Source organism: Nocardioides sp. GCM10023255, from assembly GCF_042653125.1.
Classification (GTDB): domain Bacteria; phylum Actinomycetota; class Actinomycetes; order Propionibacteriales; family Nocardioidaceae; genus Nocardioides.
Genome location: NZ_JBHSHU010000013.1, coordinates 36,618 through 60,617 on the forward strand (window position 1 = coordinate 36,618; position 24,000 = coordinate 60,617).

The 24,000-nt window shown below is 72.3% G+C and carries 27 protein-coding genes; 13 read left to right on the forward strand and 14 right to left on the reverse strand.

From position 1 onward, the window contains the following. Positions 1-51 precede the first annotated feature (51 nt). Both ACFO9I_RS21040 and ACFO9I_RS21045 read left to right on the forward strand, forming a co-directional pair. Positions 52-1,341, forward strand: a complete 1,290-nt coding sequence (locus ACFO9I_RS21040) for a citrate synthase (RefSeq protein WP_379184508.1) — start codon at positions 52-54, stop codon at positions 1,339-1,341. Positions 1,342-1,358: 17 nt separating this feature from the next. Further along, positions 1,359-2,015, forward strand: coding sequence for an HAD family hydrolase (locus ACFO9I_RS21045; RefSeq protein ID WP_379184510.1), 657 nt, complete (start codon positions 1,359-1,361; stop codon positions 2,013-2,015). 15 nt (positions 2,016-2,030) lie between these two features. Here the strand turns inward: ACFO9I_RS21045 and ACFO9I_RS21050 are convergent, their stop codons facing one another. Both ACFO9I_RS21050 and ACFO9I_RS21055 read right to left on the reverse strand, forming a co-directional pair. Further along, positions 2,031-3,602 (reverse strand): long-chain-fatty-acid--CoA ligase, encoded by a 1,572-nt coding sequence (locus ACFO9I_RS21050; RefSeq protein ID WP_379184512.1) that lies wholly within the window; start codon positions 3,600-3,602, stop codon positions 2,031-2,033. A 39-nt stretch (positions 3,603-3,641) separates the two neighbouring features. After that, entirely contained in the window at positions 3,642-4,868 is a 1,227-nt protein-coding gene (locus ACFO9I_RS21055) for an MFS transporter (RefSeq protein ID WP_379184514.1), read from the reverse strand. Between the two features lie 64 nt (positions 4,869-4,932). On the opposite strand from ACFO9I_RS21055, the gene ACFO9I_RS21060 reads away from it, so the two are divergent. Together ACFO9I_RS21060 and ACFO9I_RS21065 are read left to right on the forward strand one after the other, a co-directional pair. Beyond that, a complete protein-coding gene (locus ACFO9I_RS21060; protein ID WP_379184516.1) occupies positions 4,933-5,499 on the forward strand; it encodes a MarR family winged helix-turn-helix transcriptional regulator in 567 nt (188 codons plus the stop codon). Then, the gene (locus ACFO9I_RS21065; protein ID WP_379184518.1) at positions 5,496-6,755 is read left to right on the forward strand and encodes a S1C family serine protease; all 1,260 of its coding nucleotides are present in this window, start codon (positions 5,496-5,498) and stop codon (positions 6,753-6,755) included. The genes ACFO9I_RS21060 and ACFO9I_RS21065 overlap by 4 nt, the downstream gene beginning before the upstream one ends. 115 nt (positions 6,756-6,870) lie before the next feature. On the opposite strand, the gene ACFO9I_RS21070 is transcribed toward ACFO9I_RS21065, so the two are convergent. Both ACFO9I_RS21070 and ACFO9I_RS21075 read right to left on the reverse strand, forming a co-directional pair. Then, positions 6,871-7,905: a GNAT family N-acetyltransferase gene (locus tag ACFO9I_RS21070; RefSeq protein WP_379184520.1), complete on the reverse strand. Its 1,035-nt coding sequence runs from the start codon at positions 7,903-7,905 to the stop codon at positions 6,871-6,873. Further along, positions 7,902-9,587 carry an ABC-F family ATP-binding cassette domain-containing protein gene (locus tag ACFO9I_RS21075; protein WP_379184522.1) on the reverse strand — a complete coding sequence of 562 codons (1,686 nt, stop codon included), beginning with the start codon at positions 9,585-9,587 and terminating at the stop codon, positions 7,902-7,904. The genes ACFO9I_RS21070 and ACFO9I_RS21075 overlap by 4 nt, the downstream gene beginning before the upstream one ends. 146 nt (positions 9,588-9,733) lie before the next feature. Here ACFO9I_RS21075 and ACFO9I_RS21080 point away from each other — a divergent pair, with 146 nt between their 5' ends. From ACFO9I_RS21080 to ACFO9I_RS21105, 6 genes are read left to right on the forward strand one after another with little or no spacing between them, the layout of a single operon-like run. Then, entirely contained in the window at positions 9,734-9,994 is a 261-nt protein-coding gene (locus tag ACFO9I_RS21080) for a hypothetical protein (RefSeq protein ID WP_379184524.1), read from the forward strand. A gap of 1 nt (position 9,995) precedes the next feature. Next, positions 9,996-10,907 carry an FAD:protein FMN transferase gene (locus ACFO9I_RS21085; RefSeq protein WP_379184526.1) on the forward strand — a complete coding sequence of 304 codons (912 nt, stop codon included), beginning with the start codon at positions 9,996-9,998 and terminating at the stop codon, positions 10,905-10,907. Beyond that, entirely contained in the window at positions 10,904-11,467 is a 564-nt protein-coding gene (locus ACFO9I_RS21090; RefSeq protein WP_379184528.1) for a ferric reductase-like transmembrane domain-containing protein, read from the forward strand. Before ACFO9I_RS21085 ends, ACFO9I_RS21090 begins: the two co-directional genes overlap by 4 nt. Next, positions 11,464-12,621 carry an NADH-ubiquinone oxidoreductase-F iron-sulfur binding region domain-containing protein gene (locus ACFO9I_RS21095; protein ID WP_379184530.1) on the forward strand — a complete coding sequence of 386 codons (1,158 nt, stop codon included), beginning with the start codon at positions 11,464-11,466 and terminating at the stop codon, positions 12,619-12,621. Before ACFO9I_RS21090 ends, ACFO9I_RS21095 begins: the two co-directional genes overlap by 4 nt. After that, a complete protein-coding gene (locus tag ACFO9I_RS21100; protein WP_379184532.1) occupies positions 12,618-12,821 on the forward strand; it encodes a ferredoxin in 204 nt (67 codons plus the stop codon). The genes ACFO9I_RS21095 and ACFO9I_RS21100 overlap by 4 nt, the downstream gene beginning before the upstream one ends. Before the next feature lie 49 nt (positions 12,822-12,870). Next, positions 12,871-13,815 carry a phosphatase PAP2 family protein gene (locus tag ACFO9I_RS21105; RefSeq protein WP_379184534.1) on the forward strand — a complete coding sequence of 315 codons (945 nt, stop codon included), beginning with the start codon at positions 12,871-12,873 and terminating at the stop codon, positions 13,813-13,815. A gap of 44 nt (positions 13,816-13,859) precedes the next feature. Here the strand turns inward: ACFO9I_RS21105 and mgrA are convergent, their stop codons facing one another. The 4 genes from mgrA to ACFO9I_RS21125 are packed head-to-tail and all read right to left on the reverse strand — an operon-like array spanning position 13,860 to position 16,376. After that, positions 13,860-14,903 (reverse strand): L-glyceraldehyde 3-phosphate reductase, encoded by a 1,044-nt coding sequence (gene mgrA / locus ACFO9I_RS21110; RefSeq protein ID WP_379184536.1) that lies wholly within the window; start codon positions 14,901-14,903, stop codon positions 13,860-13,862. A 44-nt stretch (positions 14,904-14,947) separates the two neighbouring features. Further along, a complete protein-coding gene (locus ACFO9I_RS21115) occupies positions 14,948-15,352 on the reverse strand; it encodes an arsenate reductase ArsC (protein ID WP_379184538.1) in 405 nt (134 codons plus the stop codon). Next, entirely contained in the window at positions 15,352-16,020 is a 669-nt protein-coding gene (locus tag ACFO9I_RS21120; RefSeq protein ID WP_379184540.1) for an aquaporin, read from the reverse strand. The genes ACFO9I_RS21115 and ACFO9I_RS21120 overlap by 1 nt, the downstream gene beginning before the upstream one ends. Further along, positions 16,017-16,376, reverse strand: coding sequence for an ArsR/SmtB family transcription factor (locus ACFO9I_RS21125; protein ID WP_379184542.1), 360 nt, complete (start codon positions 16,374-16,376; stop codon positions 16,017-16,019). Before ACFO9I_RS21125 ends, ACFO9I_RS21120 begins: the two co-directional genes overlap by 4 nt. Positions 16,377-16,453: 77 nt before the next feature. On the opposite strand from ACFO9I_RS21125, the gene ACFO9I_RS21130 reads away from it, so the two are divergent. Further along, positions 16,454-16,921, forward strand: coding sequence for an ArsI/CadI family heavy metal resistance metalloenzyme (locus ACFO9I_RS21130; RefSeq protein ID WP_379184544.1), 468 nt, complete (start codon positions 16,454-16,456; stop codon positions 16,919-16,921). Positions 16,922-16,933: 12 nt separating this feature from the next. On the opposite strand, the gene ACFO9I_RS21135 is transcribed toward ACFO9I_RS21130, so the two are convergent. Both ACFO9I_RS21135 and truA read right to left on the reverse strand, forming a co-directional pair. Then, positions 16,934-17,533 carry a class I SAM-dependent methyltransferase gene (locus ACFO9I_RS21135; protein ID WP_379184546.1) on the reverse strand — a complete coding sequence of 200 codons (600 nt, stop codon included), beginning with the start codon at positions 17,531-17,533 and terminating at the stop codon, positions 16,934-16,936. After that, positions 17,526-18,359, reverse strand: coding sequence for a tRNA pseudouridine(38-40) synthase TruA (truA, locus tag ACFO9I_RS21140; protein WP_379184548.1), 834 nt, complete (start codon positions 18,357-18,359; stop codon positions 17,526-17,528). The genes ACFO9I_RS21135 and truA overlap by 8 nt, the downstream gene beginning before the upstream one ends. Before the next feature lie 62 nt (positions 18,360-18,421). Between truA and ACFO9I_RS21145 the strand changes: the two genes are divergently transcribed. Further along, complete coding sequence (locus ACFO9I_RS21145; RefSeq protein WP_379184550.1) at positions 18,422-20,095, forward strand: FAD-dependent oxidoreductase; 1,674 nt, start codon at positions 18,422-18,424, stop codon at positions 20,093-20,095. 4 nt (positions 20,096-20,099) lie between these two features. On the opposite strand, the gene ACFO9I_RS21150 is transcribed toward ACFO9I_RS21145, so the two are convergent. After that, positions 20,100-21,020: a carbohydrate kinase family protein gene (locus ACFO9I_RS21150; protein ID WP_379184552.1), complete on the reverse strand. Its 921-nt coding sequence runs from the start codon at positions 21,018-21,020 to the stop codon at positions 20,100-20,102. A 55-nt stretch (positions 21,021-21,075) separates the two neighbouring features. Between ACFO9I_RS21150 and ACFO9I_RS21155 the strand changes: the two genes are divergently transcribed. Next, the gene (locus ACFO9I_RS21155) at positions 21,076-21,441 is read left to right on the forward strand and encodes a GntR family transcriptional regulator (RefSeq protein ID WP_379184554.1); all 366 of its coding nucleotides are present in this window, start codon (positions 21,076-21,078) and stop codon (positions 21,439-21,441) included. 9 nt (positions 21,442-21,450) lie between these two features. On the opposite strand, the gene ACFO9I_RS21160 is transcribed toward ACFO9I_RS21155, so the two are convergent. From ACFO9I_RS21160 to ACFO9I_RS21170, 3 genes are all read right to left on the reverse strand, one after another. Then, a complete protein-coding gene (locus tag ACFO9I_RS21160) occupies positions 21,451-22,026 on the reverse strand; it encodes a hypothetical protein (protein ID WP_379184556.1) in 576 nt (191 codons plus the stop codon). Between the two features lie 178 nt (positions 22,027-22,204). Next, on the reverse strand, positions 22,205-22,762 hold the full coding sequence (rplQ, locus tag ACFO9I_RS21165; RefSeq protein ID WP_379184558.1) for a 50S ribosomal protein L17: 558 nt from the start codon (positions 22,760-22,762) through the stop codon (positions 22,205-22,207). A gap of 109 nt (positions 22,763-22,871) precedes the next feature. Further along, positions 22,872-23,888 carry a DNA-directed RNA polymerase subunit alpha gene (locus tag ACFO9I_RS21170; RefSeq protein ID WP_344146433.1) on the reverse strand — a complete coding sequence of 339 codons (1,017 nt, stop codon included), beginning with the start codon at positions 23,886-23,888 and terminating at the stop codon, positions 22,872-22,874. Positions 23,889-24,000: the final 112 nt, after the last annotated feature.

A 24,000-nucleotide genomic window follows, 5' to 3' on the forward strand; every position in this document is an offset into this window, starting at 1 on the left:
ATCCGGGGACCTGGATTCGCCCCGCCCGACGCAGCGGACTAAGTTGGCCCGGTGACTGATTCTCTCACCGTCCGTGACAACCGCACCGGAGCGGAGTACGACGTCCCGATCCTGGACGGCACCATCAGGGCAGCCGACATCGGGAAGATCAAGGCCGGGGACGACGAGCCGGGCCTGGCGGTCTACGACCCGGGCTTCGTGAACACCGCGTCCTGCCGCAGCGCCGTGACCTACATCGACGGCGAGAAGGGGATCCTCGAGTACCGCGGCTACCCCATCGAGCAGCTGGCGGAGAAGTCGAACTTCCTCGAGGTCGCCTACCTCCTCATCCACGGCTCGCTGCCGACCAAGGCGGAGTACGAGTCCTGGGTCCACGAGATCACGTACCACACGTTCGTCCACGAGAACGTCAAGAGCTTCATGGAGGGCTTCCGCTACGACGCCCACCCGATGGGCATGCTGATGGCCTCGGTGGGTGCGCTCTCGACGTTCTACCCCGACGCCCGCAACATCTCCGACGGCGACAACCGCCACATGCAGATCGTGCGGATGATCGCGAAGATGCCGACCCTGGGTGCCTGGTCGTTCCGTCACGCGCAGGGCAAGCCGTTCGTCTACCCCGACAACGAGCTCGGCTACACCGCGAACTTCCTCTCGATGCTGTTCAAGATGAGCGAGCGCAAGTTCGAGGCCGACGAGCGCCTGGTCAAGGCCCTCGACGTGCTCTTCATCCTGCACGCCGACCACGAGCAGAACTGCTCGACCAACGCGGTCCGCTCGGTCGGCTCCTCGCAGGTCGACCCCTACTCCGCGGTGGCCGCGGGCGTCGCGGCGCTCTACGGCCCGCTGCACGGCGGTGCCAACGAGGCGGTGCTGCGGATGCTGCGCCGCATCGGCACCAAGGAGAACATCCCGTCCTTCATCGAGGGCGTGAAGAACGGCAACGAGAAGCTCATGGGCTTCGGTCACCGGGTCTACAAGAACTACGACCCGCGGGCCAAGATCATCAAGAAGGCCTGCGACGACGTCTTCGAGGTCACCGGGGTCAACCCGCTGCTCGAGATCGCCCAGGAGCTGGAGAAGATCGCGCTCGAGGACGAGTACTTCGTCAAGCGCAAGCTCTACCCGAACGTCGACTTCTACTCGGGCCTGATCTACGAGGCCTTCCAGTTCCCGCCGGAGATGTTCACCGTGCTGTTCGCGATCGGCCGCACCCCGGGCTGGCTGGCCCAGTGGCACGAGCTGGTCCAGGACAAGGAGCAGAAGATCGCGCGGCCCAAGCAGATCTACACCGGCGACCGCACGCTCGACTTCGTGCCGGCCTCCGAGCGTTGGGCCTGAGCACGAGCGGCCCCGACGTGTCGACGACCCCGGACGGTTCTCCGTCCGGGGTCGTCCCGTCCGTGCCGACCGGTGTCGTCTGGGACCTGGGCAACGTGCTGGTCGAATGGGACCCGTACGCCGCGATCGCCGCCGGTGTGGGACCCGCGGAGGCGGCCCGCTTCCGCGACGCCGACGACTTCGACTTCCTGGCGTGGAACCACGGCCCCGACTCCGGCCAGACCTGGGAGGAGGCGGAGGCCGCGGTCCGGCGCACGCATCCGCACTGGGTCGAGCACGCCCTGGCCTACCGCGCGAACTTCTCCGACTCGCTGGTCGGCGAGGTGCCGGGCAGCGTCTCCCTCCTCCGCGAGCTGCACGCGGCCGGTGTCCCGATGTGGGGGCTGACCAACTGGTCCCACGAGCTGTTCCCCCACGGGCCGGCGAAGTTCCCGTTCCTGCGGGAGCTGCTGCGCGAGGTGTTCGTGTCCGGCACCGAGGGCGTCGCCAAGCCGGACCCGCGCATCTTCGAGATCGTCGCCGCCCGCACCGGGCAGGCGCTCACCGACCTGGTCTTCGTCGACGACCGCGAGGAGAACGTCGCGGCGGCCGCCCGGGTCGGCATGCGCGCGCTGGTGTTCACCGACGCCGCGTCGCTGCGCCGGGACCTGCGCGCGCACGGCCTCCCGGTCTGACCGCGCGGCGGGCGGTCACACGATCGTGCGGTCGTGCCCCTGCCAGTAGGGCGCGCGCAGCTCGCGCTTGAGGATCTTGCCGGTGGGGTTGCGCGGCAACGCCCCGATCACGTCCACCGAGCGAGGGCACTTGAAGTGCGCGAGGTGCTCGCGGCAGTAGGCGATGAGCTCCTCCTCGGTGGCCGACGTGTCCGGCTTGAGGGACACCACGGCCTTGACGACCTCGCCCCAGCGGTCGTCCGGCACACCGATCACCGCGACCTCCATGACCGCCGGGTGCTCGGCGAGCACCCGCTCGATCTCGGGTGAGTAGATGTTCTCGCCACCGCTGATGATCATGTCCTTGAGCCGGTCCTCGACGAAGACGAAGCCCTCGGCGTCCACCTTGCCCATGTCACCGGTGCGGAACCAGCCGTCCTCGGTGATGACCTTGGCGGTCTCCTCCGGCTTGCCGAGGAACCCCTTCATCAGCTGCCTGGTGCGCAGCCAGATCTCGCCGTGCTCGCCGACCGGGAGGTCCTCGAGGGTGCCGGGGTCGACGACGCGGACCTCCACACCGGGGATCGGCTGCCCCGCCGAGGTGAGCCGCTCGGGGTGCTCGGCGTCGCGGTGCGCCTCGGGCATCAGGTGCGTGGCCACCCCCGCGACCTCGGTGAGCCCGTAGACCTGGATGAAGTCGGTGTCCGGCCACGCCTCCATCGCCGCCCGCAGCAGCGGCAGCGGCATCGGCGACGCGCCGTACGTGTAGGTCCGCAGGGCGCCGAAGAGCTTCACGGCGTCCGGGCCCGCCTGGAGCACCTGGGCGAGGACGGCCGGCACCAGGAAGGTCCGGTTGGCGCCGCCGAGGATCGCGCCCGCCAGCGAGGCCCCGTCCGGCTCGCGGGTCATGATGCTGGGGATGCCGTCGTGGATGCCGAAGAGGACGTACGACGAGCCGCCGACGTGGAAGAGCGGCATCGACACCATGCTCTTGTCGCCGGGCTCGAAGACCCAGCCGTCGTGGGCGTTCAGGGTGTGCTCGACCATGTTGGTGTGGGTGAGCATCACGCCCTTCGGGTGGCCCGTGGTGCCCGAGGAGTACATCACCAGGCACACGTCCTCGGGGTCGACGTCGTCGGGCCGGGACACCGGGGTCGCGGCCGCCAGCCAGGCTTCGTACTCGTCCCCTTCGCCGCCCTCGGGCGTCACCTCGACGACCTTCTCCACGCCGGGCAGCCGGTCGCGGATCTTCTCCACGAGCGGCATCAGCTCCGAACCCACGAACAGCACCCGGGCGCCACTGTCGTTGACGGTGTAGTCGACCTCGTCGCCGGCCAGGCGCCAGTTGACGATCGCGTTCGCGGCCCCGAGGGACCCCGCCGCCATGCTGATCTCGACGCACGCGGGGTGGTTCTTGTCGAGGAAGGCCACCACGTCACCCCGGCCGATGCCGAACGACCGCAGTCCTCCGGCGGCGCGGCGTACCCGGTCGTCCCACTCCGCCCAGCTCCAGGTGCGCCGGCCGTAGGTCATGGCCTCGGCGTCGGGCGTGGTGGCGGCCCAGTGGGCCAGGCGGTCGTCGACGAAACGGGGCGTGGGCGCAGTCATGGGGCGATTGTGTCCGAGGTCACAAGGCCCCACAACAGGTCAGCCCTGCCGGCGGAGGCGGCGCACGTCGGGTGAGAGCAGCGCCAGCAGCGACGAGCCGCCCATGACGACACCCACGACGACCAGCCACCGGTCGAAGCCGACCGCCTCGGCCACCGGGCCGGTCAGGGCCAGGCCCAGCGGGCGCGCGACGAAGGATCCGACGATGTCGAAGGAGTAGACGCGGGCGAGCTTGTCCTCTGCGACGTTCTGCTGGATCGACAGGTCCCAGTTGATGCTGAAGACCTCCAGGCCGAACCCGTGCAGGAAGGCGCCGAGCAGCACCACCCACAGCTGGTCCGAGAGTGCCATCGCCAGCGGGAACGCGGCGGTGAGCGACAGCAGCGCGGTGCCGACGTACAGCCCGTGCGCCGGCCGCCAGCGCAGGCAGACCAGGCCGCCGACGACGAACCCGGCCATCAGCGCGCCGAGCGCGAGCCCCCAGGCAGAGCGCCCGATCCCGTCGCCCACCACGATCGGCCCCACGACGCCCTGGGCGCCGCCGTAGAACAGGTGGTAGAGCAGCGCCTGCCCGATGAGGAGCCAGAGCCAGGCGTGCCGCAGCACCTCGCGCGCCCCCTCGCCCATGTCGGCCAGGAGCGAGGGACGGGTTCCCTCCGGACGGGTGTGCGGCACGCGGAGCAGCGAGTAGCACAGGGCGGCGAGGGCGTACGTCGCGGCGTCGACCGCGATCGCCCAGCCGGGGCCGACCGCGGCCACCAGGATGCCGCCGAGCGAGAAGCCGATGACCCCGGCCGTGGTCTGCAGCAGCCGGCGCAGCGCCACGGCGGAGGAGAGGTCCTCCGCCGGGACCGTCAGCCGGGTCATCGCCTGGGACGACGGCCCGCTCAGCGCCGAGAGGCAGCCGTTGACCATCCCGATCACCCCGAGCGCGGGGATGCTGGCCCAGCCGCCGACGAGGAGCACTGCGATCAGCCCCTGGGTGGCGGCGCTGGCCGCCGCGGAGCCCTCCATCATCAGCTGCCGGGGCACCCGGTCGCCGAGCACGCCGCCGAAGAGCACCGTCACGACCTCGGCCAGCGCGAACGCCGCCACCACCAGCCCGAGCTGGGTGGCGGAGCCCCCGAGGTCGAGCACCGCGAACGCGAGAGCGACGGGCGTGATCGCGTTGCCCAGGGCGCTGGTGGTGGTGCCGGTCGCCAGCAGCCGGAAGTTGCGGGAGCGCATCGGGCCGCGCCGGGCCGGCACCGTCTCCGTCGTCGTCATGCGGCACATTTAATTCGCTGGCGAACTATTCGTCAACGAATTAGATCGGACTAGAGTCGGACCCATGGACGAGCCGCAGGACTGGACCGACCACCACGTGGCCCGCTGGCGGGACCACTGGGTCGACATCACCTTCGACGACGACACCGAGGCCATCGTCACCCGGATCGCGCGGCTGACGCGTCACCTCAAGCAGGTGCGACGGGAGACCGCGGCCCGCACCGGGCTCCAGGACTTCGAGTACGACACCCTGCACCGCCTGATGATCAGCGAGACGCCGGGTACCGCCAACCCGTCCGCCCTCGCCGAGGCGCTCGGGCTGAGCGGCGCCGGCATGACCGGCCGCCTCGACGGGCTCGAGCAGGCCGGCTGGGTCAAGCGCACCCCCTCCCCCGTGGACCGACGACGGGTGGAGATCGAGGTGACCCGGGCCGGTGCCGAGATCTGGCGGCGCGCCATGGCCGAGCTCGGCGCCGAGGAGACCGCGCTGGTCGGTGTGCTGGCGCCGGAGGAGCGGGCCACGCTCAACGGGCTGCTGAAGAAGATGACGCTCGCCGCCGAGGCTTCTTCAAAGACCCCCAGCGACGTCTCAGGTCCGTCACAGGCAGGGGCGACATCCTCGGGGACATGACCGACACCCCCTCCACCCCGCCCCCGGGCGAAAGGCCGACCACCCCTCCGCCGTACGCGCCGCCGTACCCCATGTCCCCCTCGGGCGGGCCGCCGCCGGCCCCGCCCGGAGGTACAGCGACCAAGCGGCGTCCGGCCCGGTCGGCTCTCGTGGCCTCCGTGGTGGCGACCTCGTTGCTCGTGGGCGGGGCGGCGGGGGTGGCCGGCGCGGCCGCCTGGGACCAGTGGGGCTCGAACGGGTCCGACACGGCCGCCTCCCCCACCGCGCGGACCACCTCCCAGGTCGTGAGCAGCCCCAGCTCCGCGGCCCCGGAGGGCTCGGTCCAGCAGGTGGCCCAGGAGGTCCTGCCGTCGGTGGTGAAGATCGACGTCACCGGCCCGCAGGAGGCGGGGTCCGGCTCGGGCATCATCCTCAGCTCCGACGGCCAGATCCTCACCAACAACCACGTGGTCGAGATCGCGGGCGACTCCGGGACCATCTCGGTGTCCTTCAACGACGGCACCTCGGCGAAGGCGAAGGTCCTCGGGACCGACCCGCTCACCGACACCGCGGTGATCCAGGCCGAGGACGTCAGCGGCCTCACCCCGGCCACGATCGGCAAGTCCTCCGAGCTCGCCGTCGGCCAGGGCGTGGTCGCGATCGGCTCGCCGTTCGGCCTCGAGTCCACCGTGACCAGCGGCATCGTGAGCGCGCTCAACCGTCCCGTCGACGTGGGGTCGGACGCCCAGGGCAACAGCACGACGTACCCCGCCATCCAGACCGACGCCGCCATCAACCCCGGCAACAGCGGTGGCCCGCTGGTCGACCTGCGGGGCCACGTGGTGGGGATCAACTCCTCGATCCGGACCTCGAGCTCCTCCGGGGCCGACCAGGGCGGGTCGATCGGACTCGGCTTCGCGATCCCCATGGACGAGGTGATGCCCATCGTCGAGCAGATGGCCAAGGGCGAGACCCCGACGCACGCCCGGCTGGGCATCTCGGTGTCCGACCTGTCGAGCAACAGCAACGCCGACGTCTCCGAGGGCGCCCAGGTGGGCGAGGTCACCAGCGGCTCCACGGCCGACAGGGCCGGGCTCCAGCGCGGCGACGTGATCACCAAGGTCGACGACGCGCAGATCACCGGTGCCGACTCCCTCGTCGCGACGATCCGGTCCTACCGGCCGGGTGACGAGGTCACCCTGACCTACGTCCGCGGGAGCGACACCAAGACGGTGAGGCTCGCGCTGGACTCCGACTCCACGGCGTCCAACTCGTAGGCAACCGACTCCCGGGGCGTTGGTGAGAGGCGCCCCGGGCCGGCGGGGCCCCGCGACCGCACGGTCCGTCTCCCGAACGGTCGCCGGGGCCCCGCCTCCTGCCCCGTCCCGCCGCTCAGCACAGGCGCTTCTGGAACTCGCCGAGCCACGCGACGGGCGTGAAGCCGAGGCGCTCGTTGACCCCGATCATGTGGCGGTTGACCTCGGCGTTGTAGGTGGTGAGCTCGGTCAGGTCGGGCCGCGCGGCCTGGAGCAGCCGCAGGTTGGCGACCTTCACCGCCAGTCCGAGCCGGTGCCCACGGGCGTCGGTCCGCACCAGGGTGCCCCACTGGTAGGCCCTCCCGGGCTCGTGGACGGTGGTCGCGACGTCCGTGTAGGCGACCACGTCGCCCGTCCGGTCGAGGGCGACCGTGTTGTACTTCCGGCGCCCCTGCTTGGCCAGGAGGTCCTCGGCCTCCCGGACGACGGCCGGGTCGACGTGCTCCGGCTCGCGCTCCACCTCCCCGGTGGGAGCCTCGGTCACCAGCGAGCCGGACAGCCGGGCCCACCCCTCGACGAGGTCGTCGGGGACCGGCCCCTCCCACGAGCGCAGGGTGTAGGCCGCGTGGTGGCGAGCCGCCTCGGCGGCCAGGGTGTCGAGCAGCTCCGCAGCCACCGGCAGCAGCAGCCGGCGCTTCACGTCGGCCAGCCCCAGCCGGAACCCGCGGCTGCGGGCGAACTCCGGCCCGGCCTCACCGGCGCCCTCGGCCCCTGCCGGCCAGCCCCAGACGGCCTCGGCGTTGAGCAGGGTCCGCCCCCGGTCACGGGCCTCGCGCTCGAGCCGGTCGAGCATGGCCGAGCCCAACCCGCGGCGCTGCCGGTCGGGGTCGACGTGGACCGCCAGTGTGGCGCTGTCCCGGTTGTCGAGGAGCGGCGTCGACAGCTGTCCGACCACGGCCACCCGTCCGCCGGCCCGACCCACGAACCCACCGAGCCAGCGGCTGGCGCCCTGCTCCTGCATCGAGACGCGCACCTCCTCGCGCATCCACGGCGAGGCGATGTCACCCAGGGCGCGCTCGGCGGCGAGGTAGACGTCGTAGAAGGCGTCGAAGGCACCGACGTCGTGCGGGTCCAGCGGCTCGATCACGAGCCCGTCGTTCGGCACGCTCATCGGACGCGCTCCACCCTTCCCTCGTCCCAGACCGGTCCGCGCGCCTCGTAGACCTCGCCGTCCGCGCCGTAGACCAGGAACCGGTCGAAGCCGCGCGCGAACCACCGGTCGTGGGTGACCGCGAGCACCGTGCCCTCGAAGGCCTCGAGGCCCTCCTCCAGCGCCTCCGCCGACTGCACGTCGAGGTTGTCGGTCGGCTCGTCGAGGAGCAGCAGGGTCGCGCCGGAGAGCTCGAGGAGCAGGATCTGGAAGCGCGCCTGCTGTCCACCCGAGAGCGACTCGAACTTCTGGTCCGCCGCGTGCGCGAGCTCGTAGCGGTCCAGCACCCGGCTGGCCTGCTCGCGTCCCATGCCGTCGCGATGCTGGTCGCCCCGGTGCAGGATCTCCAGCAGCGTCCGGCCGACCAGCTCGGGGTGCTCATGGGTCTGCACGAACCACCCGGGCCGCACCCGGGCACCGAGCCTGGCCCTTCCGGTGTGGTCGACCGGCGCCACGGCGACCTCACCCACGGGCTGGTGCTCGACGTCGGGGTCGGAGCCTCCGGCCGCCAGCAGGCGCAGGAAGTGCGACTTGCCCGAGCCGTTCGAGCCGAGCACGGCGACGCGCTCGCCGTACCAGACCTCGAGGTCGAACGGCCGCATGAGCCCGGTGAGCTCGAGGTTCTCGCAGACCACGGCGCGCTTGCCGGTGCGGCCACCCTTCAGGCGCATCCTCACCTGCTGCTCGCGGGGCTGCTCGGTCGGCGGGCCCGCCTCCTCGAACTTGCGCAACCGGGTCTGGGCAGCCTGGTAGCGGCTGGCCATCCCGTCGTTGTACGCCGCCTTCTGCTTGTACATCAGCACCAGGGCCTTGAGCTTCGCGTGCTCCTCGTCCCACCGCTTGCGCAGCTCCTCGAAGCGCGCGAACCGGTCGCGACGCGCCTCGTGGTAGGACGCGAAGCCCCCGGGATGCGTCCACACCTGGTTGCCGGCGCTCCCGAGCTCGACGGTCACCACCCGGGTCGCGGTGTTGTCGAGCAGCTCGCGGTCGTGGCTGATGTAGAGGATCGTCTTCTCGGACTCCCGGATCCGCTGCTCGAGCCACATCTTCCCCGGCACGTCCAGGAAGTTGTCCGGCTCGTCGAGCAGCAGCACCTCGTCGGGCCCGCGGAGCAGCAGCTCGAGCACCAGCCGCTTCTGCTCACCGCCCGAGAGGGTGCGCAGCTCGCGGTACTTCGCCCGCTCGTAGGGGACGCCCAGGCCGGCCGTCGTGCACACGTCCCAGGTCACCTCGAGGTCGTACCCCCCGGCGTCGGCGTACTCGGCCAGCGCGGCGGCGTACGACATCTGGGTCGACTCGTCGTCGGTGTCCATGAGCGCGCGCTCGCAACGGTCCACCTCGGCGGCCGCGGCCCGGACCCGGGGCGGGGAGACCGACAGCAGCAGGTCGGCGACCGTCGGGGAGTCCCCCAGGCCGGCGTTGACCATCTGCCGCATGACCCCCAGCCCGCCGGTGCGGGTGACCACCCCGGCGTGCGGGACGAGCTCGCCGGTGACGATCCTCAGCAGCGTCGTCTTGCCCGCACCGTTGGCGCCGACGAGCGCGACCTTGGCGCCCTCACCGACGCGGAACGACACGTCGTCGAGGAGCACCCGACCGTCCGGCAGCTCGTAGCGCACCCCGGCGACATCCACATGACCCACGTCGAAGGATTCTGCGCCACCCGGGGGTCCCGCGGCATCCCGTTTACGGGTCATGGGCAGCAGCGACACGGAAACCCGATGCCTGCTCACAGGGAGCTCACAGCGTCCGCCTCCACCGTGGAGGAAGACCAACCAGAGGAGCACCCATGACCCACGACCGCACCGCCAGCCTCCGACGCACCGCCCGCGTGCGCCGCTCGCTCCTGGTCGGCGCCGTCACCGCCTCGCTGGGCGTGACCGCCGCCTGCGGCGTCGCCGCCCAGCACGCTGCGAGCACGGGCACGGGCACGGGCACCGGCACGGGCTCCGGCTCGAGCACGGGCTCGACCAACCACGGCTCGCAGGGGACGACGACCCTCCAGCAGGGCTCGTCGGGCACCAGCCACGCCACCTCGAGCGGGTCCTGACATGGAGGCCGCACGCGACTGGGACCTGTGGAGCACCCGGGCCCGCCTCGTCGTCACGGAGCCCGCCGCCATGGAGCAGGCGCTGCTGCTGGTCGACGACCTGCTCGCGGAGGTCGAACGGGCCGCCAGCCGGTTCCGTCCCGACTCCGAGGTGAGCACGCTCCGCCCCGGACCGGACGGGACCGTGCTGGTCTCCCCCGTGCTGGCCGACCTGCTCGCCGAGGCGCTCGACGCCGCCCGGCGCACGGACGGTGCGGTGGACCCCACCATCGGCGCGACCCTCTCGGCGCTCGGCTACGACCGCGACATCCGGCTGGTCGAGAGCGGGACCGGCCTGGTCGCCCTCGTCCGTCCGGTCCCCGGCTGGCGGACCCTGCGGCTTGCCGGCCGGCGGCTCGGGCTGCCGGACGGCATCGAGCTCGACCTCGGCGCCACCGCGAAGGCGGTGGCCGCCGACCGGGCGGCCGCACTGGTGGCCGAGCGGCTCGGCGTCGGCGTCCTGGTCAGCCTCGGCGGCGACATCGCCACCGCCGGCCCCGCACCGGCCGGCGGCTGGCAGGTCCGCGTCCAGGACACCGACACCGACCCGGCCGCCCAGGTCTCGCTCCCGGCCGGCAGCGCCCTCGCGACCTCCAGCACGGTACGGCGTACCTGGCGCCGCGGCAGCGAGACGCTGCACCACATCGTCGACCCCCGGACCGGGCGTCCGGCAGACCCGGTCTGGCGCAGCGTCAGCGTCGCGGCGGCCACCTGCAGCATCGCCAACGCGGCCGCCACCGCCACCGTCGTCAAGGGCCCGGCCGGCCTGGGCTGGCTGGGCGCCCAGGGACTTCCGGCCCGCCTGGTCGACCGGACCGGCGCGATCCACCTGTGCAACGGCTGGCCCGGCGAGCCCGAGGGTGAAGCGGCATGAACGAGGCCTTCTGGGCGCTGGGCCGGGGCACCGGCATCGTCGCGCTGGTCATGTTCACGATCGCCCTGGTCCTCGGGATCGCCACCCGGTCGGGCCGCTCGGTGGGTGGCCTCGGCCGCTTCGGCGTCGCCGACGTCCACCGGACCGCCGCTCTCACCGGCACCGGCCTGGTGGCGGTGCACGTGGGCAGCCTGTTCCTGGACCCCTTCGCGCAGCTGCACCTGATCGACGTCCTGTTCCCGTTCCTGGGCGGCTACCGGCCGCTCTACCTCGGCCTGGGCACCCTGGCCGTGGACCTGCTGGCCGTCGTCACCGTCGTCAGCCTGCTGCGGCAGCGGGTGGGCCCGCGCGTCTTCCGGGCCGTCCACTGGCTCACCTACCTGCTGTGGCCGGTCGCGCTGGTCCACGCCCTCGGCACCGGCACCGACGCCGGCTCGGTGTGGATGACCGGCCTGGCGGCCACCTGCTTCGCGGCCGTCACCGCCGCCGTCGGCTGGCGGCTCCTCCCGTCGTACGGCGACCGCGGCCGCACGCGCACTCCCCGAAAGGTCTCCCGATGAGCACCCTCACCCACGCCGACACGCGCCGCCTCCTCGCGGAGCCGCCTGCCGACGGCCTGCCCACGCCCACCCTCGACCGGCTGCTCGCCCTGATCGAGGAGTCCGGCCTCACCGGGCGGGGCGGGGCAGGGTTCCCCACCGCGATCAAGGTGCGGGCGGTCACCGAGGGGCGGGCCCCGGTCGTGGTCGGCAACGCCATGGAGGGCGAGCCGCTGAGCCACAAGGACGCCGTGCTGCTCACCCGGGCCCCGCACCTGGTGGCGGACGGCCTGGCCGTGGTCGGGCGCGCGCTGGGTGCGCACGAGACCGTCCTCGCGATCGGGCCGGAGATCCGGCCCGACGCCGCCAGGCGGGCCGCCCGGGCGCGCGGGGTCCGGGTCGCCCGGCTGCGGGGCGGCTTCGTCGCCGGCCAGGAGTCCGCGCTGGTCAACCAGCTCGAAGGCCGCCCGGCGGTCCCCCGTGACCCGCTGGTGCGCGTCACCACCAAGGGCGTCGGCGGTCGCCCGACGCTCGTCCTCAACGCCGAGACCCTCGCCCAGCTCGCGCTGCTGGTCCGGCACGGGGTCGCCTGGTTCCGCGAGGCCGGCACCCCCGAGGACCCGGGGACCTCCCTGTTCACCCTGAGCGGCGCGGTCGCGCACCCGGGGGTCGTGGAGGCGGCGCGCGGCGGCCGGCTGGGTGACGTGCTCAGCCCGGCGGTCCCGGTCGACCCGGTCGCGGTGCTCGTGGGCGGCTACCACGGGGCGTGGCTCCCGGCCAGCGCACTCGACACGCCCCTCAGCAACCCCGACCTGCGGCCCTGGGGCGCCTCGGTCGGCGCGGGGGTCCTGCACGTCCTCGGTCGCGGCAGCTGCCCGGTCCGGGCGGCGGCCGACATCGCGGCGTACCTCGCCGGGGAGTCCGCCGCCCAGTGCGGACCCTGCGTCAACGGCCTGCCGCGGATGGCCGACGCACTGCGGCGGCTCGCCGACCTGGCGCCCGACCGCGGCCTGCCCGCGGAGATCGACCGGCTCCGGCTCCTGGTCACCGGCCGCGGCGCCTGCGCGCACCCGGACGGGACCACCCGGATGGTGGCGAGCACGATGCGCGTGTTCGACGACCACGTCGCCGCGCACCTGTCGGGGCAGTGCCCCAGCGAGGGGGCGCACCGATGAGCAGGCTGCACGTGGACTGGACCAGGTGCGACGGGCACGGCGCCTGCGCCGAGCTGGTGCCCGAGCTCCTGGTCAGCGACGAGTGGGGCTTCCCGCTCAGCCGCACCGGTGAGCGGGATCCGCAGGTCCCGGCGGCTCTCGAGGAGCACGCGGAACACGCGGTGCGCAGCTGCCCGCTGATGGCCCTGCGACGGGTGTGATCAATTCGGGTGACGTGGCTCCGCGCCCCGGTTTCCTAGGATCGGGGTCATGCAGACGGGGCCCGACCACCTCGCGGACGCGGAGCTCGTCGACCGGACCCCGGTCACGAGGCCGTGGGCACGCACCGGCGCGATGCTGGTCTACGCCCTGGCCTTCATCGCCTGGTCGGAGCTCCTCGGCATCCCGAAGGGGACCGTCCCGGTGTTCCTCTGGCTGTGGCTGGGCACCATCGCCTGGCACGTGGAGGCGCACCCGCGCTACCACCTGAACTTCCTGCTGGACTGGTGGCCGCCCCTGGTCGGGCTGATGCTCTACTTCTACAGCCGCGGGCTCACCGACGACCTCGGGTTCGCCCCGCACTTCTCGATGCCGGTCTCGGTCGACACCTGGCTGGGCCGCGGGGAGACGCCGACCCAGCGGCTGCAGGACGCCTGGTGCGGCGAACCGTGCCTGCCCGGCTCGCCACCGCGGTGGTACGACGTCGCCTTCACCACGGTCTACACCTCGCACTTCCTGGCGGGGCTGACGATCGCAGCGGTGCTGTGGGTCCGCAACCGGGTCGAGTGGGTCCGCTGGATGCGGCGCTACGTGACGATCAACTTCGCCGCCCTCGTGGTCTACATCCTCTACCCGATGGCCCCGCCGTGGCTGGCCGCGGACGAGGGCTACCTGCCCTCCCACGTCGAGCGGCTCACCGGGCGAGGCTGGGCGGACCTCGGCATCGACCACGTCGGCGTGGCCCTGCAGGGCATCGGCAACCCGGTGGCCGCGATGCCGTCGCTCCACGCCGGCATGACCTTCCTGATCTCGATCTACGCCGTGCAGCGGCTGCGCTCGCGCTGGCGCTGGTTGCTGCTGGCCTACCCGGTCGCGATGTCCACCGCGTTGGTCTACTACGGCGAGCACTACGTCATCGACGTCGTGGCCGGCGGGCTGCTCGCCGTGCTCGTGCTGGTCGGCTGCACGCTGTGGGAGGACGGCCGCGGGGACTGAGGACCGTCGGAGTCACCGGTCCACCGGTGACTCCGACGAGCCGCTCAGTGCTCGGTCGACCTGGCCCAGAGGTTGATGCCGGCGTCGACCGCGCTCTGGTCGATCTGGGCCAGCTCCTCAGCGCTCAGCGCCGGGAAGGCCAGTGCGTCGAGGTTGGTGTCGAGCTGCTCGACCGAGCTCGCGCCGATGACCGCGGAGGTCACCCGGGGGTCGCGCAGCGCCCACTGGAGCGCGAGCTGGGCCAGCTTCTGGCCGCGGGCCGACGCGATCTCGTTGAGCCGGCGGACGTGCCCGAGCACCTTCTCGTCGAGGTGCTCGCCGGGGATGGTGGAGTCGCTGCGCGCGGCCCGCGAGTCCTTCGGCACGCCGTCGAGGTAGCGGTCGGTCAGCAGCCCCTGGGCCAGCGCGGTGAACACGATGCAGCCCATGCCCTGCTGCTCGAGCTCGTCGAGCAGGCCCTCCTCGATCCAGCGGTTGAGCATGGAGTACGACGGCTGGTGGATCAGCAGGGGCGTGCCGAGCTCACGGGCGATGGTGGCGGCCTCGCGGGTCTTCTCCGGGGAGTACGACGAGATGCCGGCGTACAGCGCCTTGCCCTGACGCACGGCGTGGTCGAGCGCCGTCATCGTCTCCTCGACCGGCGTCTCGGGGTCGAAGCGGTGGCTGTAGAAGATGTCGACGTAGTCGAGCCCCATCCGGGTCAGCGACTGGTCGAGCGAGGCGAGGACGTACTTGCGCGAGCCGCCACCCTGGCCGTAGGGGCCGGGCCACATGTCGTAGCCGGCCTTCGTGGAGATGACCAGCTCGTCGCGGTAGGGCGCGAGGTCGTCCTTGAGGTAGCGCCCGAAGTTCTCCTCGGCACGGCCGTAGGGCGGACCGTAGTTGTTGGCGAGGTCGAAGTGGGTGACGCCGCGGTCGAAGGCCCGACGCAGGATGGCCCGCTGGGTCTCCTCCGGCCGGTCGTCACCGAAGTTCTGCCACAGCCCGAGCGAGAGCGCGGGGAGCTTCAGGCCGCTGCGGCCGGTGAAGCGGTACTCCATGCCGGTCGCGTCGGTGTCGTAGCGGTTCTCGGCTGCTTCGTAGGTCATGGGTCCATCCTGCCCGCACCGGTCGGGGGCCGAACCTCGGTCCCTCAGCCGCCGAGCAGCTCCGTGACCAGGGTCTCGATCCGGGTGCGGATCTGGTCGCGGATCGGACGCACCGCCTCGATCCCCTGGCCTGCCGGGTCGTCCAGCGGCCAGTCCTCGTATCGCTTGCCGGGGAAGAACGGGCACGCGTCGCCGCAGCCCATCGTGACCACGACGTCGGACTCCCGCACGGCCTCGGTGGTGAGCACCTTGGGCGTGGCGGCGGTGATGTCGATGCCCTCCTCGGCCATCGCCTCCACCGCGACGGGGTTGACCCGCCCCGCAGGCACCGAGCCCGCCGAGAGGACCTGGATCCGGTCGCCGGCGAGGTGCTGCAGGTAGCCGGCGGCCATCTGCGAGCGGCCGGCGTTGTGGACGCAGACGAACAGGACGGTGGGCCGGTCGTTCATCACGACACCCTCTCGGGTCGGGGGAAGACGAGGTGGACGAGGCCGAGGGCGAGGACGCCACCGACCAGCTGCATGAGCACGAACATCGGCACCGACGCGGGGGCGATCCCGGCGAAGGTGTCGGAGAGCATCCGGGCGATCGTCACCGCGGGGTTGGCGAAGCTGGTGGAGCTGGTGAACCAGTACGCCGCCGTGATGTAGCCGCCGACGGCGTACGCGATCGTCTCGACCCGCCCGGTGCGGATGCTGCCGAAGATGACCGTCACCAGGCCCAGCGTCGCCACCACCTCACCGAGCCACAGGTCCCCACCGGTGCGTTCGTGGCCGGAGACCGAGACGGCGTCGAGGCCGAACATCAGGTTCGCGACCATCGCGCCGACGACGCCGCCCACGAGCTGGGCAGGCACGAGGAGAAGCACGTCGCGCGTGGTGACGAGGCCGAGCGCACGCTCGACGAGCGTGACCACCGGGTTGAAGGCGGCCGAGACCGGCTGGAGGGCCAGGATCAGCGCGACCAGGGCCGCGCCGGTGACCAGGCTGTTCTCGAGCAGCTGGAGCCCGACGTCGTCCGGGGACAGCCGCGACGCAGCGATTCCCGAGCCGATGACGGCGCCCACGAGGAAGGCGGTGCCGACGAGCTCGGCCACCGCCCGGCGCGCGAGCGTCACCGCGCGACGCCGCCGAGGAGGGCGCCGACGCCGCGCAGCGCGCCGTCGACGACTCGGTAGTAGACCCACACACCGCGCTTCTCGCGGTCGAGCAGTCCCACCTCGTGCAGCACCTTGAGGTGGTGGCTGATCGTGGGCTGGGAGAGGTCGAAGGCGTCCTGCAGGTCGCAGACGCACGCCTCGCCGCCGGCGTGGGAGGCCACCAGCGACAGCAGCCGCAACCGGACCGGGTCGGCCAGCGCCTTGATCAGCGGCGAGATCGCCTCGGCCTGCTCCTGGCTCAGGGGCTCGCGGACCAGCGGCGAGCAGCACGCCACGGTCTGGACCGGTGTCAGCTCGATCGAGGACTTCGACATGCATCTATGTTGACAGGCGTCTATGTCTGGTGCAACATCGGACATAGACAGTCATCAATATCTATGGAGGTCCACCCATGTCCCGCACGTCCCGTCTCCAGCTGGCCCTCAACGTCGACGACCTCGACGCCTCGATCGCCTTCTACACCTCCCTGTTCGGCGTCGAGCCGGCCAAGACCAGGCCCGGCTACGCCAACTTCGCGGTCGTCGAGCCGCCCCTGAAGCTCGTGCTCATCGAGAACCCCGGCCAGGGCGGCTCGGTCAACCACCTCGGCGTCGAGGTGGCCGACGTGGACACCGTCGACGCGGAGCAGACCCGGCTCGCGGCGGCGGGACTCGCCTCGGTCGACGAGCGCGGCACGACCTGCTGCTACGCCAAGCAGGACAAGTTCTGGGTCCAGGGGGCGCCCAACGGCGAGCGCTGGGAGATCTACACGGTCCTCGAGGACGCCGAGACCTTCGGCGAGGTCCCGGAGGGGTCCACCTGCGGGTGCTGCGGCACGTCGAGCTGCGAGCTCGTGCCGTCCGCGACCGCGTGCTGCTGAGCGGCGTGCGGCCTATGCCGGCCGACGGCTCTCCAGCACGCGGAATCCCTTCGCGCTGGCGAGCCGCTCGGTCGGGTAGCCCTGCTCCCCCAGCCAGCGCTGGAGGGAGTCGGCCCCCAGGTTCTTGCCGACCACCATCACGGCCCGGCCGCCGGGCACCAGCCGCGGCAGCCAGGTGAGCAGGAGGTCGTGCAGGGCGTCCTTGCCGATCCGGATCGGGGGGTTCGACCAGATCTCGTCGTACGACGCGTCCGCGGCGACCCCCTCCGGCGTGGTCGCGGTGTAGCGGTCCGCCACACCGAGCGCGGCGGCGTTCTCCCGGGCCAGCAGCACCGCGCGCTCGTTGACGTCGACGGCGGTGACAACGGACTCCGGCACGGCCACCGCGACCGCGAGGCCGATGACACCGTAGCCGCAGCCGAGGTCGAGGACCCGTCCCCCGGACGGAGGCTCGGTCTCGCGGAACAGCACGGCCGTGCCGATGTCGAGCCGGCCCTGCGCGAAGACGCCGGAGCCGCTGGTCAGCTCGAGGTCGTGACCCCACACTGCCGCGTGCACGGGCGCGCGCCTGAACGGCACCGACGGGTCGGCGCTGAAGTAGTGCTCATCCATCGCTGCTCCTCCTGGCCCGGGTCTGCTCGGCCCTGCGGGCGAGCGCGTCGTCGGCGGGGTAGCCGACCTCCTCGAGCGTGAGCCCGTGGGCGTGCGCGACCGTCACGGCGGGGTCGCGGACCCGCGCGCGCAGCACCTCGGCCGCCCACGACACGGGACGCCGGCCCTCACCGATGGCGAGCAGGCATCCGACCAGGGCACGCACCATGCTGTGGCAGAACGCGTCGGCCCGGACCGTCGCGACCGCGACGCCGTCCGCGTCCCGCTCCCACGCGAGGTCGAGCAGCGTGCGGATCGTGGTGGCACCCTCGCGTCGCTTGCAGAAGGAGGCGAAGTCGTGCTCCCCAAGAAGCAGGGCCGAGGCCTCGTTGACCACGTCGAGGTCGAGCGGGCGGGACCAGGCCAGCACGTGCCGGCGCGTGAGCGGGTCGACGGTCCCCGGCAGGTCCGCGACCCGGTAGGCGTAGCGGCGCCACAGCGCCGAGAAGCGGGCGTCGAACCCGTCCGCGGCCTCGGCCACGCGGCGTACCCGCACGTCGGCCGGGAGGATGCCGTTGAGCCGGCGCAGCAGGGCCTCGGTGGCCGGGGCGTCGGAGCGTCCGGCCGACGCGGCGAGGACCTCCGGTTCGAGGTCGAGGTGGGTGACCTGGCCGCGGGCGTGCACCCCGGTGTCCGTGCGGCCGGCGCACACCACGGCCGCGTCGGGGACGCGCAGCGCCGTGGCCAGCGCGGCCTCGAGCACGCCCTGGACGGTCCGCAACCGGGGCTGGGTCGCCCAGCCGTGGAAGTCGGTGCCGTCGTAGGCGAGGTCGATCCGGATCCGCACGCACCGCATCCTGCCAAAGGGCGACCGGGCGCCGGTGCGGCGACCTCGCCTACGATCGCGATGTGAGTGACCGGCCACGCCAGCCCGCCGTCCTCCTGGTCTCGGAGGAGAACGCCGACCACCTGCTCGACGAGTTCGGGCGCTACGCCCGCGACTACGACCTCCACGCGGTCACCAGCGCGACCGCCGCCGAGGACCTCGCCCGTCGCCTGCGTGACGAGGGACAGCCGGTCGCGCTGTTCATCGCCGAGTCGGTGCTCCCGGACGCCTCGGTCCTCGAGGCCTTCGGGCGGTGGCGGGCGGCGGTCCCCACCGCCCGCCGGATGGTCGCGGCGCACTGGTCGCGCTTCCTCGCCGACGCCCCCGGGCTGCGCGAGGGCCTGGCCAAGGGCAAGTACGACGCCTACCTGCTGATGCCCCGCGGGCCGCGGGACGAGGAGTTCCACACCGCGGTCACCGAGCTGCTGTCGGACTGGGGCTCGACGGTCGCCGCACCGGAGGTCGACAGCGTGCGCATCGTGTCGCCCACGACCGATGCCCTCACCCTGGCGATCCGCGACTTCCTGGACCGCATGGGGATGCCCAACCGGGTCTACGCCCCGGACAGCGACACCGCTCGCGAGATCCTCACCGACGTGGACGGCGAGCCGTCGTACCCGCTCGTGCAGGCCCTGGACAAGCCGCCGATCTCCCCGCGCAGCGTGCGCGACGTCGCCGTCACCGTCTACGGCCGCCCGGAGGACATCGACGTCGACACCGTGGTCGACCTCGCGATCGTCGGCGCCGGCCCGGCCGGGCTCGCGGCGGCGGTCTACGGCGCCTCCGAGGGGCTCTCCACCGTCGTGATCGAGGCGGAGGCGGTCGGCGGCCAGGCCGGCACCAGCTCGATGATCCGCAACTACCTCGGCTTCCCGCGCGGCATCTCCGGGATGCGGCTCGCGCAGCGCGCCCGCAACCAGGCGATCCGCTTCGGCACCCGCTTCTTCACCGGCTGGGAGGTCACCGCCCTCGAGCCCGGTGACGACGGCACGCCCCACGTGCTGCGCACCGACGGCGGGGACGTGCGCGCCCGGGCCGTCGTGGTCGCGGCCGGGGTCTCCTACCGCAAGCTGCACGCACCCGGCATCGACGACCTCACCGGCCTCGGGGTCTTCTACGGCAGCGCGATGACCGCCGCGCGCGAGATGGAGGGGTACGACGTCGTGGTCGTCGGTGGCGGGAACTCCGCCGGCCAGGCGGCGATCCACCTGGCCCGGTTCGCCGCGTCGGTCACGATCCTGGTCCGCCGACCCGGGCTCGAGGAGACGATGTCGAGCTACCTCGTCAACGAGATCCGCTACAGCTCACGGATCACCGTGCAGCCGTGCTCGGAGGTCGTGGGCGCCGGCGGCGACGGGCGGCTGGACTGGCTCGACGTCCGCGACACCACCACCGGGACCGTCGAGCGGCGCGAGGCACGCGGGCTGTTCCTGCTGCTCGGGGCCGAGCCGCGATGCGGGTGGCTGCCCGACTCGGTCGCCCTCGACGACAAGGGGTTCGTGCTCACCGGTCGCGACGTCCCCCGGGCCCACTGGGTCGGGGGTCTGCCCCCGGACAACCTGGCCACCACAGTGCCGGGGGTCTTCGTGGTCGGCGACCTGCGCTCCGGCTCGATGAAGCGAGTCGCGGCCGCGAGCGGCGAGGGCGCGTCCGTCGTCCCCCTCGTGCACGCCTGGCTGTCGCCCGGGACGTCCTGACGGGCTACAGCAGGCCCGGCAGCTCGTGCCGGTACGGCGGGTCGGCGCCCGGGCGCGACACGGTCACCGCGGCCGCGTGCGCGGCGTGGCCCAGCAGCCGCTCGATCTCCTCGCGCCCCAGCCCGGCCAGCGACTCCCGCTGCTGGGCACCCAGCCGCCCGGCTTCCCACAACGCGTCCAGCAGGGCCGCGCCGAACGTGTCGCCGGCACCGATCGTGTCGGCCACCTCCACCTCCCGCGAGGCGACGTCGACGACCTCGTCGGACCCGACCCACGTCGCCCCCTCGCCACCCCGCGTCACCACGACCGCCGTCGGCCCCAGGGAGAGCAGCCGGCGCGCGGCCTTCACCAGGTCCAGCTGCGGGTACAGCGCCTCGAGGTCCTCGTCGGACGCCTTGACCAGGTCCGCGATCCCCGCCATCCGCTCGACCCGGTCGACCAGGTCGGGCCCGGTGCCGGTGATCGCCGGCCGGGCGTTGACGTCGTAGCTGATGGTCGCCACCGCCCGCAGCCGGTCGAGCAGCGCGAAGACGTCGTCGGCACCGGGGGCGAGGACTGCGCCCAGCGAGCAGGTGTGGACCACCAGCGGCTCCGACTCGTCGGTGACCGGGTTCAGGCGCCACTCGAGGTCGAACTCGTAGTCCGCGGCGCCGTCCACGCCGATCGTGGCCTCGGCCGTCGACGTGCGCTCCACCGCTCCCGGGTCGGAGGCCAGCCGCACACCCGCGTCCTCGAGGTGCGCGCCGATCAGCCGACCGTGCTCGTCGTCGGCGAAGCTGGTCGCGAACCGCACCGGCCGCCCCAGCCGAGCCAGGGCGACGGCCACGTTGGCCGCGCTCCCCCCGGCGTACTCCTTGATGTCGCCGTCCGCGGCGTTCACGATGTCGACCAAGGCCTCGCCCACCACCAGCACGTCACGATCCATGGGAGGACTCTGTCGCATCGGCCCGGTGGTGTGAACAACGGCTAGGGTCCGTCTCATGGACGTGCACCCGATCGACCCCTCGTCGGGCACGCCGCCCTACGAGCAGCTGCGCACCCAGCTCGCGAGCCGGGTCGCCTCGGGCGACCTCGGCCCCGGGACCAGGCTGCCCACCGTGCGCGCGCTCGCGGCCGAGCTGCACCTGGCGGCCAACACGGTCGCCCGGGTCTACCGCGAGCTGGAGGGCGACGGGGTCGTGGTCACCGAGGGCCGGCGTGGCACGTTCGTGGCCTCTTCGCCCGCAGCCGGTTCAGGGGCGGCCGCCGACGCCGCGGCGGCGTACGTCGCCACCGCGCGCCGGCTCGGGCTCACCCGCACCGAGGCGACCAACCTGGTCGACCGGGCCTGGGGCGGCCGGCACTGATCCGCCCCGTCAGCCGACGACCCGCTCCGCGAGGGCGCAGAAGTCGAAGTCCGGCGCGTACGACGGGAAGTGCCCGCTGATCCGCAGGATCCGCGAGTCGATGACCTCGCCGCCCGGCTGGGAGTCACCGAGCGTGTCGAAGCGGGTCTTCTCGACGATCCGGCCGTGGTCGGACAGCACCACGCCACCCCTGCTCCCCCGCACCGTGAAGGGTCGACCGGTGGTCACCGAGACGAAGTCCCAGACGTCGCCGCGGACGTGCGTGGCGCTGATCTCGCGGAAGTGAGCGGCGCCGGTCACGGTCGCGGTGCGGCCGTTGTCCGGGTTCGTCCAGGTCTCACGGAACCGGTACCGGTTGTCGTCGAGGAAGGCCTGCCCGTGCGAGCCGGGGACGTTGTAGATGACCTCGTACCCGCGGACCCGGCCCTCGACGTGGAAGGTGAAGCCGCATCCGTCGTCGTCGAAGGAGTAGGGGTTGTCGAAGTGGTCCTTCGAGTAGATGTCCCCGGCACGGTTCGCCTGCGCGGGCGCGAACGGGACGAGCAGCAGAGCCAGCAGCACGAGCGTGAGGAGCCGACGGACCATGACAGGCCTCCTGGGTCGGGGCGGCCCGGAGACGCCCCCCGGGCGCTCCCTCCTGCCTATCGCGCATGTCGCTGCTCCCGCATCCCTCACCGAGGCGATTCGCGCCGGCCGGGCACGACGAAGGCCCGCCACCCCCGGGGGTGACGGGCCTTCGCGACGTGCTGGGCAGGGCCTGTGGTCAGGCCTTGTCCTCGGTCTCCTCGGCGGGAGCCTCGTCCGTGGCGTCGGCCTCGGCGGTGGTCTCCTCCGCCGGGGTCTCCTCGGCCTGGGCCCCCTCGGCCGGAGCCTCGGTGGTGTCCTCGGCCGGGGTCTCCTCGACCGGAGCGGCCTTCGGCGACTCCGCCTTCTTGGCCTTGGCGGTGGACGGCTTCGGCGCGTACGCCTCGGTCACCAGCTCGATGACGGCCATGGGGGCGTTGTCACCCTTGCGCGGGCCGATCTTCGTGATCCGCGTGTAGCCACCCGGACGCTCGGCGAAGGTCGGGGCGATCTCGGTGAACAGCACGTGCACGACACCCTTGTCGCGGATGGTCTTGAGGACCTCGCGGCGGTTGTGCAGGTCGCCCTTCTTGGCCTTGGTGATCAGCTTCTCCGCGACCGGGCGCAGCACGCGCGCCTTGGCCTCGGTGGTGGTGATCCGGCCGTGCTCGAACAGGGCGGTGGCCAGGTTCGAGACGATCAGCTTCTGGTGGGCCGGGCTGCCGCCGAGGCGGGCACCCTTCTTGGGAGTGGGCATTGCTTCTCTCTTTTCTCTCCGGCCGTGTCAGGTACCGGGGTAGACGACCGGCGGGCGCCGGTCGGTTTGGGTGGACGGGGCGGCCGTCACCGGCCGCCCCGCACCGTGATCAGTACTGCTCGTCCTCGACAAACGCGTCGTCGTCGTCGTCGCCGTACGCCGCCAGGGCAGCGTGCGGGTCGAAGCCGGGCGCGCTGTCCTTGAGGGACAGGCCCATCTCGACCAGCTTGGCCTTGACCTCGTCGATCGACTTGGCGCCGAAGTTGCGGATGTCGAGCAGGTCCTGCTCCGAGCGGCTGATGAGCTCACCCACGGTGTGGATGCCCTCGCGCTTGAGGCAGTTGTAGGAGCGGACGGTCAGCTGCAGGTCCTCGACCGGGAGGGCGAGGTCGGCAGCGAGCTGCTCGTCGACGGGCGACGGGCCGATGTCGATGCCCTCGGCCTCGACGTTCAGCTCGCGGGCGAGGCCGAACAGCTCGACCAGGGTCTTGCCGGCCGAGGCGATCGCGTCGCGGGGACGGATCGACGGCTTGGTCTCGACGTCGATGACCAGCTTGTCGAAGTCGGTGCGCTGCTCGACTCGGGTGGCCTCGACCTTGTAGGTGACCTTCAGGACGGGGCTGTAGATCGAGTCGACCGGCATCCGGCCGATCTCGTTGTCGGCGCCCTTGTTCTGCACCGCGGAGACGTAGCCACGACCACGCTCGACGACCAGCTCCATCTCCAGCTTGCCCTTGTCGGACAGGGTGGCGATCTTCAGGTCGGGGTTGTGCACCTCGACACCGGCCGGCGGCGCGATGTCGGCGGCGGTGACGTCACCGGCGCCCGACTTGCGGAGGTACATCGTCACGGGCTCGTCGTGCTCGGAGGAGACGACCAGACCCTTCAGGTTGAGGATGATCTCGGTGACGTCCTCCTTGACGCCCTCGATGGTCGAGAACTCGTGGAGGACGGTGTCGACCTTGATGCTGGTGACCGAGGCACCGGGGATCGACGACAGGAGGGTGCGACGCAGCGAGTTGCCGAGCGTGTAACCGAAGCCGGGCTCGAGAGGCTCGATGACGAACCGCGAGCGGAACTCGTCGACGGTCTCTTCCGACAGGGTGGGGCGCTGTGCGATGAGCACTATTTCTTTCCTTTCCGGGCCCACCCGCTATTTGACGGGCCCGAACTGCGTGGTTGAAAAGGAAGTGGATGACCGCGCCGGCGCCCGAGACGGGTGAGACCGGCGCGGTCCC

Bases quoted from the DNA above. Each gene is read 5' to 3' on its own strand.
- ACFO9I_RS21050 (WP_379184512.1), bottom strand. From the start codon at position 3,602: ATGACTGCGCCCACGCCCCGTTTCGTCGACGACCGCCTGGCCCACTGG.
- ACFO9I_RS21055 (WP_379184514.1), bottom strand. From the start codon at position 4,868: ATGACGACGACGGAGACGGTGCCGGCCCGGCGCGGCCCGATGCGCTCC.
- ACFO9I_RS21060 (WP_379184516.1), top strand. From the start codon at position 4,933: ATGGACGAGCCGCAGGACTGGACCGACCACCACGTGGCCCGCTGGCGG.
- ACFO9I_RS21065 (WP_379184518.1), top strand. From the start codon at position 5,496: ATGACCGACACCCCCTCCACCCCGCCCCCGGGCGAAAGGCCGACCACC.
- ACFO9I_RS21070 (WP_379184520.1), bottom strand. From the start codon at position 7,905: ATGAGCGTGCCGAACGACGGGCTCGTGATCGAGCCGCTGGACCCGCAC.
- ACFO9I_RS21080 (WP_379184524.1), top strand. From the start codon at position 9,734: ATGACCCACGACCGCACCGCCAGCCTCCGACGCACCGCCCGCGTGCGC.
- ACFO9I_RS21085 (WP_379184526.1), top strand. From the start codon at position 9,996: ATGGAGGCCGCACGCGACTGGGACCTGTGGAGCACCCGGGCCCGCCTC.
- ACFO9I_RS21090 (WP_379184528.1), top strand. From the start codon at position 10,904: ATGAACGAGGCCTTCTGGGCGCTGGGCCGGGGCACCGGCATCGTCGCG.
- ACFO9I_RS21095 (WP_379184530.1), top strand. From the start codon at position 11,464: ATGAGCACCCTCACCCACGCCGACACGCGCCGCCTCCTCGCGGAGCCG.
- ACFO9I_RS21100 (WP_379184532.1), top strand. From the start codon at position 12,618: ATGAGCAGGCTGCACGTGGACTGGACCAGGTGCGACGGGCACGGCGCC.
- ACFO9I_RS21105 (WP_379184534.1), top strand. From the start codon at position 12,871: ATGCAGACGGGGCCCGACCACCTCGCGGACGCGGAGCTCGTCGACCGG.
- mgrA (WP_379184536.1), bottom strand. From the start codon at position 14,903: ATGACCTACGAAGCAGCCGAGAACCGCTACGACACCGACGCGACCGGC.
- ACFO9I_RS21115 (WP_379184538.1), bottom strand. From the start codon at position 15,352: ATGAACGACCGGCCCACCGTCCTGTTCGTCTGCGTCCACAACGCCGGC.
- ACFO9I_RS21125 (WP_379184542.1), bottom strand. From the start codon at position 16,376: ATGTCGAAGTCCTCGATCGAGCTGACACCGGTCCAGACCGTGGCGTGC.
- ACFO9I_RS21130 (WP_379184544.1), top strand. From the start codon at position 16,454: ATGTCCCGCACGTCCCGTCTCCAGCTGGCCCTCAACGTCGACGACCTC.
- ACFO9I_RS21135 (WP_379184546.1), bottom strand. From the start codon at position 17,533: ATGGATGAGCACTACTTCAGCGCCGACCCGTCGGTGCCGTTCAGGCGC.
- ACFO9I_RS21150 (WP_379184552.1), bottom strand. From the start codon at position 21,020: ATGGATCGTGACGTGCTGGTGGTGGGCGAGGCCTTGGTCGACATCGTG.
- ACFO9I_RS21155 (WP_379184554.1), top strand. From the start codon at position 21,076: ATGGACGTGCACCCGATCGACCCCTCGTCGGGCACGCCGCCCTACGAG.
- ACFO9I_RS21160 (WP_379184556.1), bottom strand. From the start codon at position 22,026: ATGGTCCGTCGGCTCCTCACGCTCGTGCTGCTGGCTCTGCTGCTCGTC.
- rplQ (WP_379184558.1), bottom strand. From the start codon at position 22,762: ATGCCCACTCCCAAGAAGGGTGCCCGCCTCGGCGGCAGCCCGGCCCAC.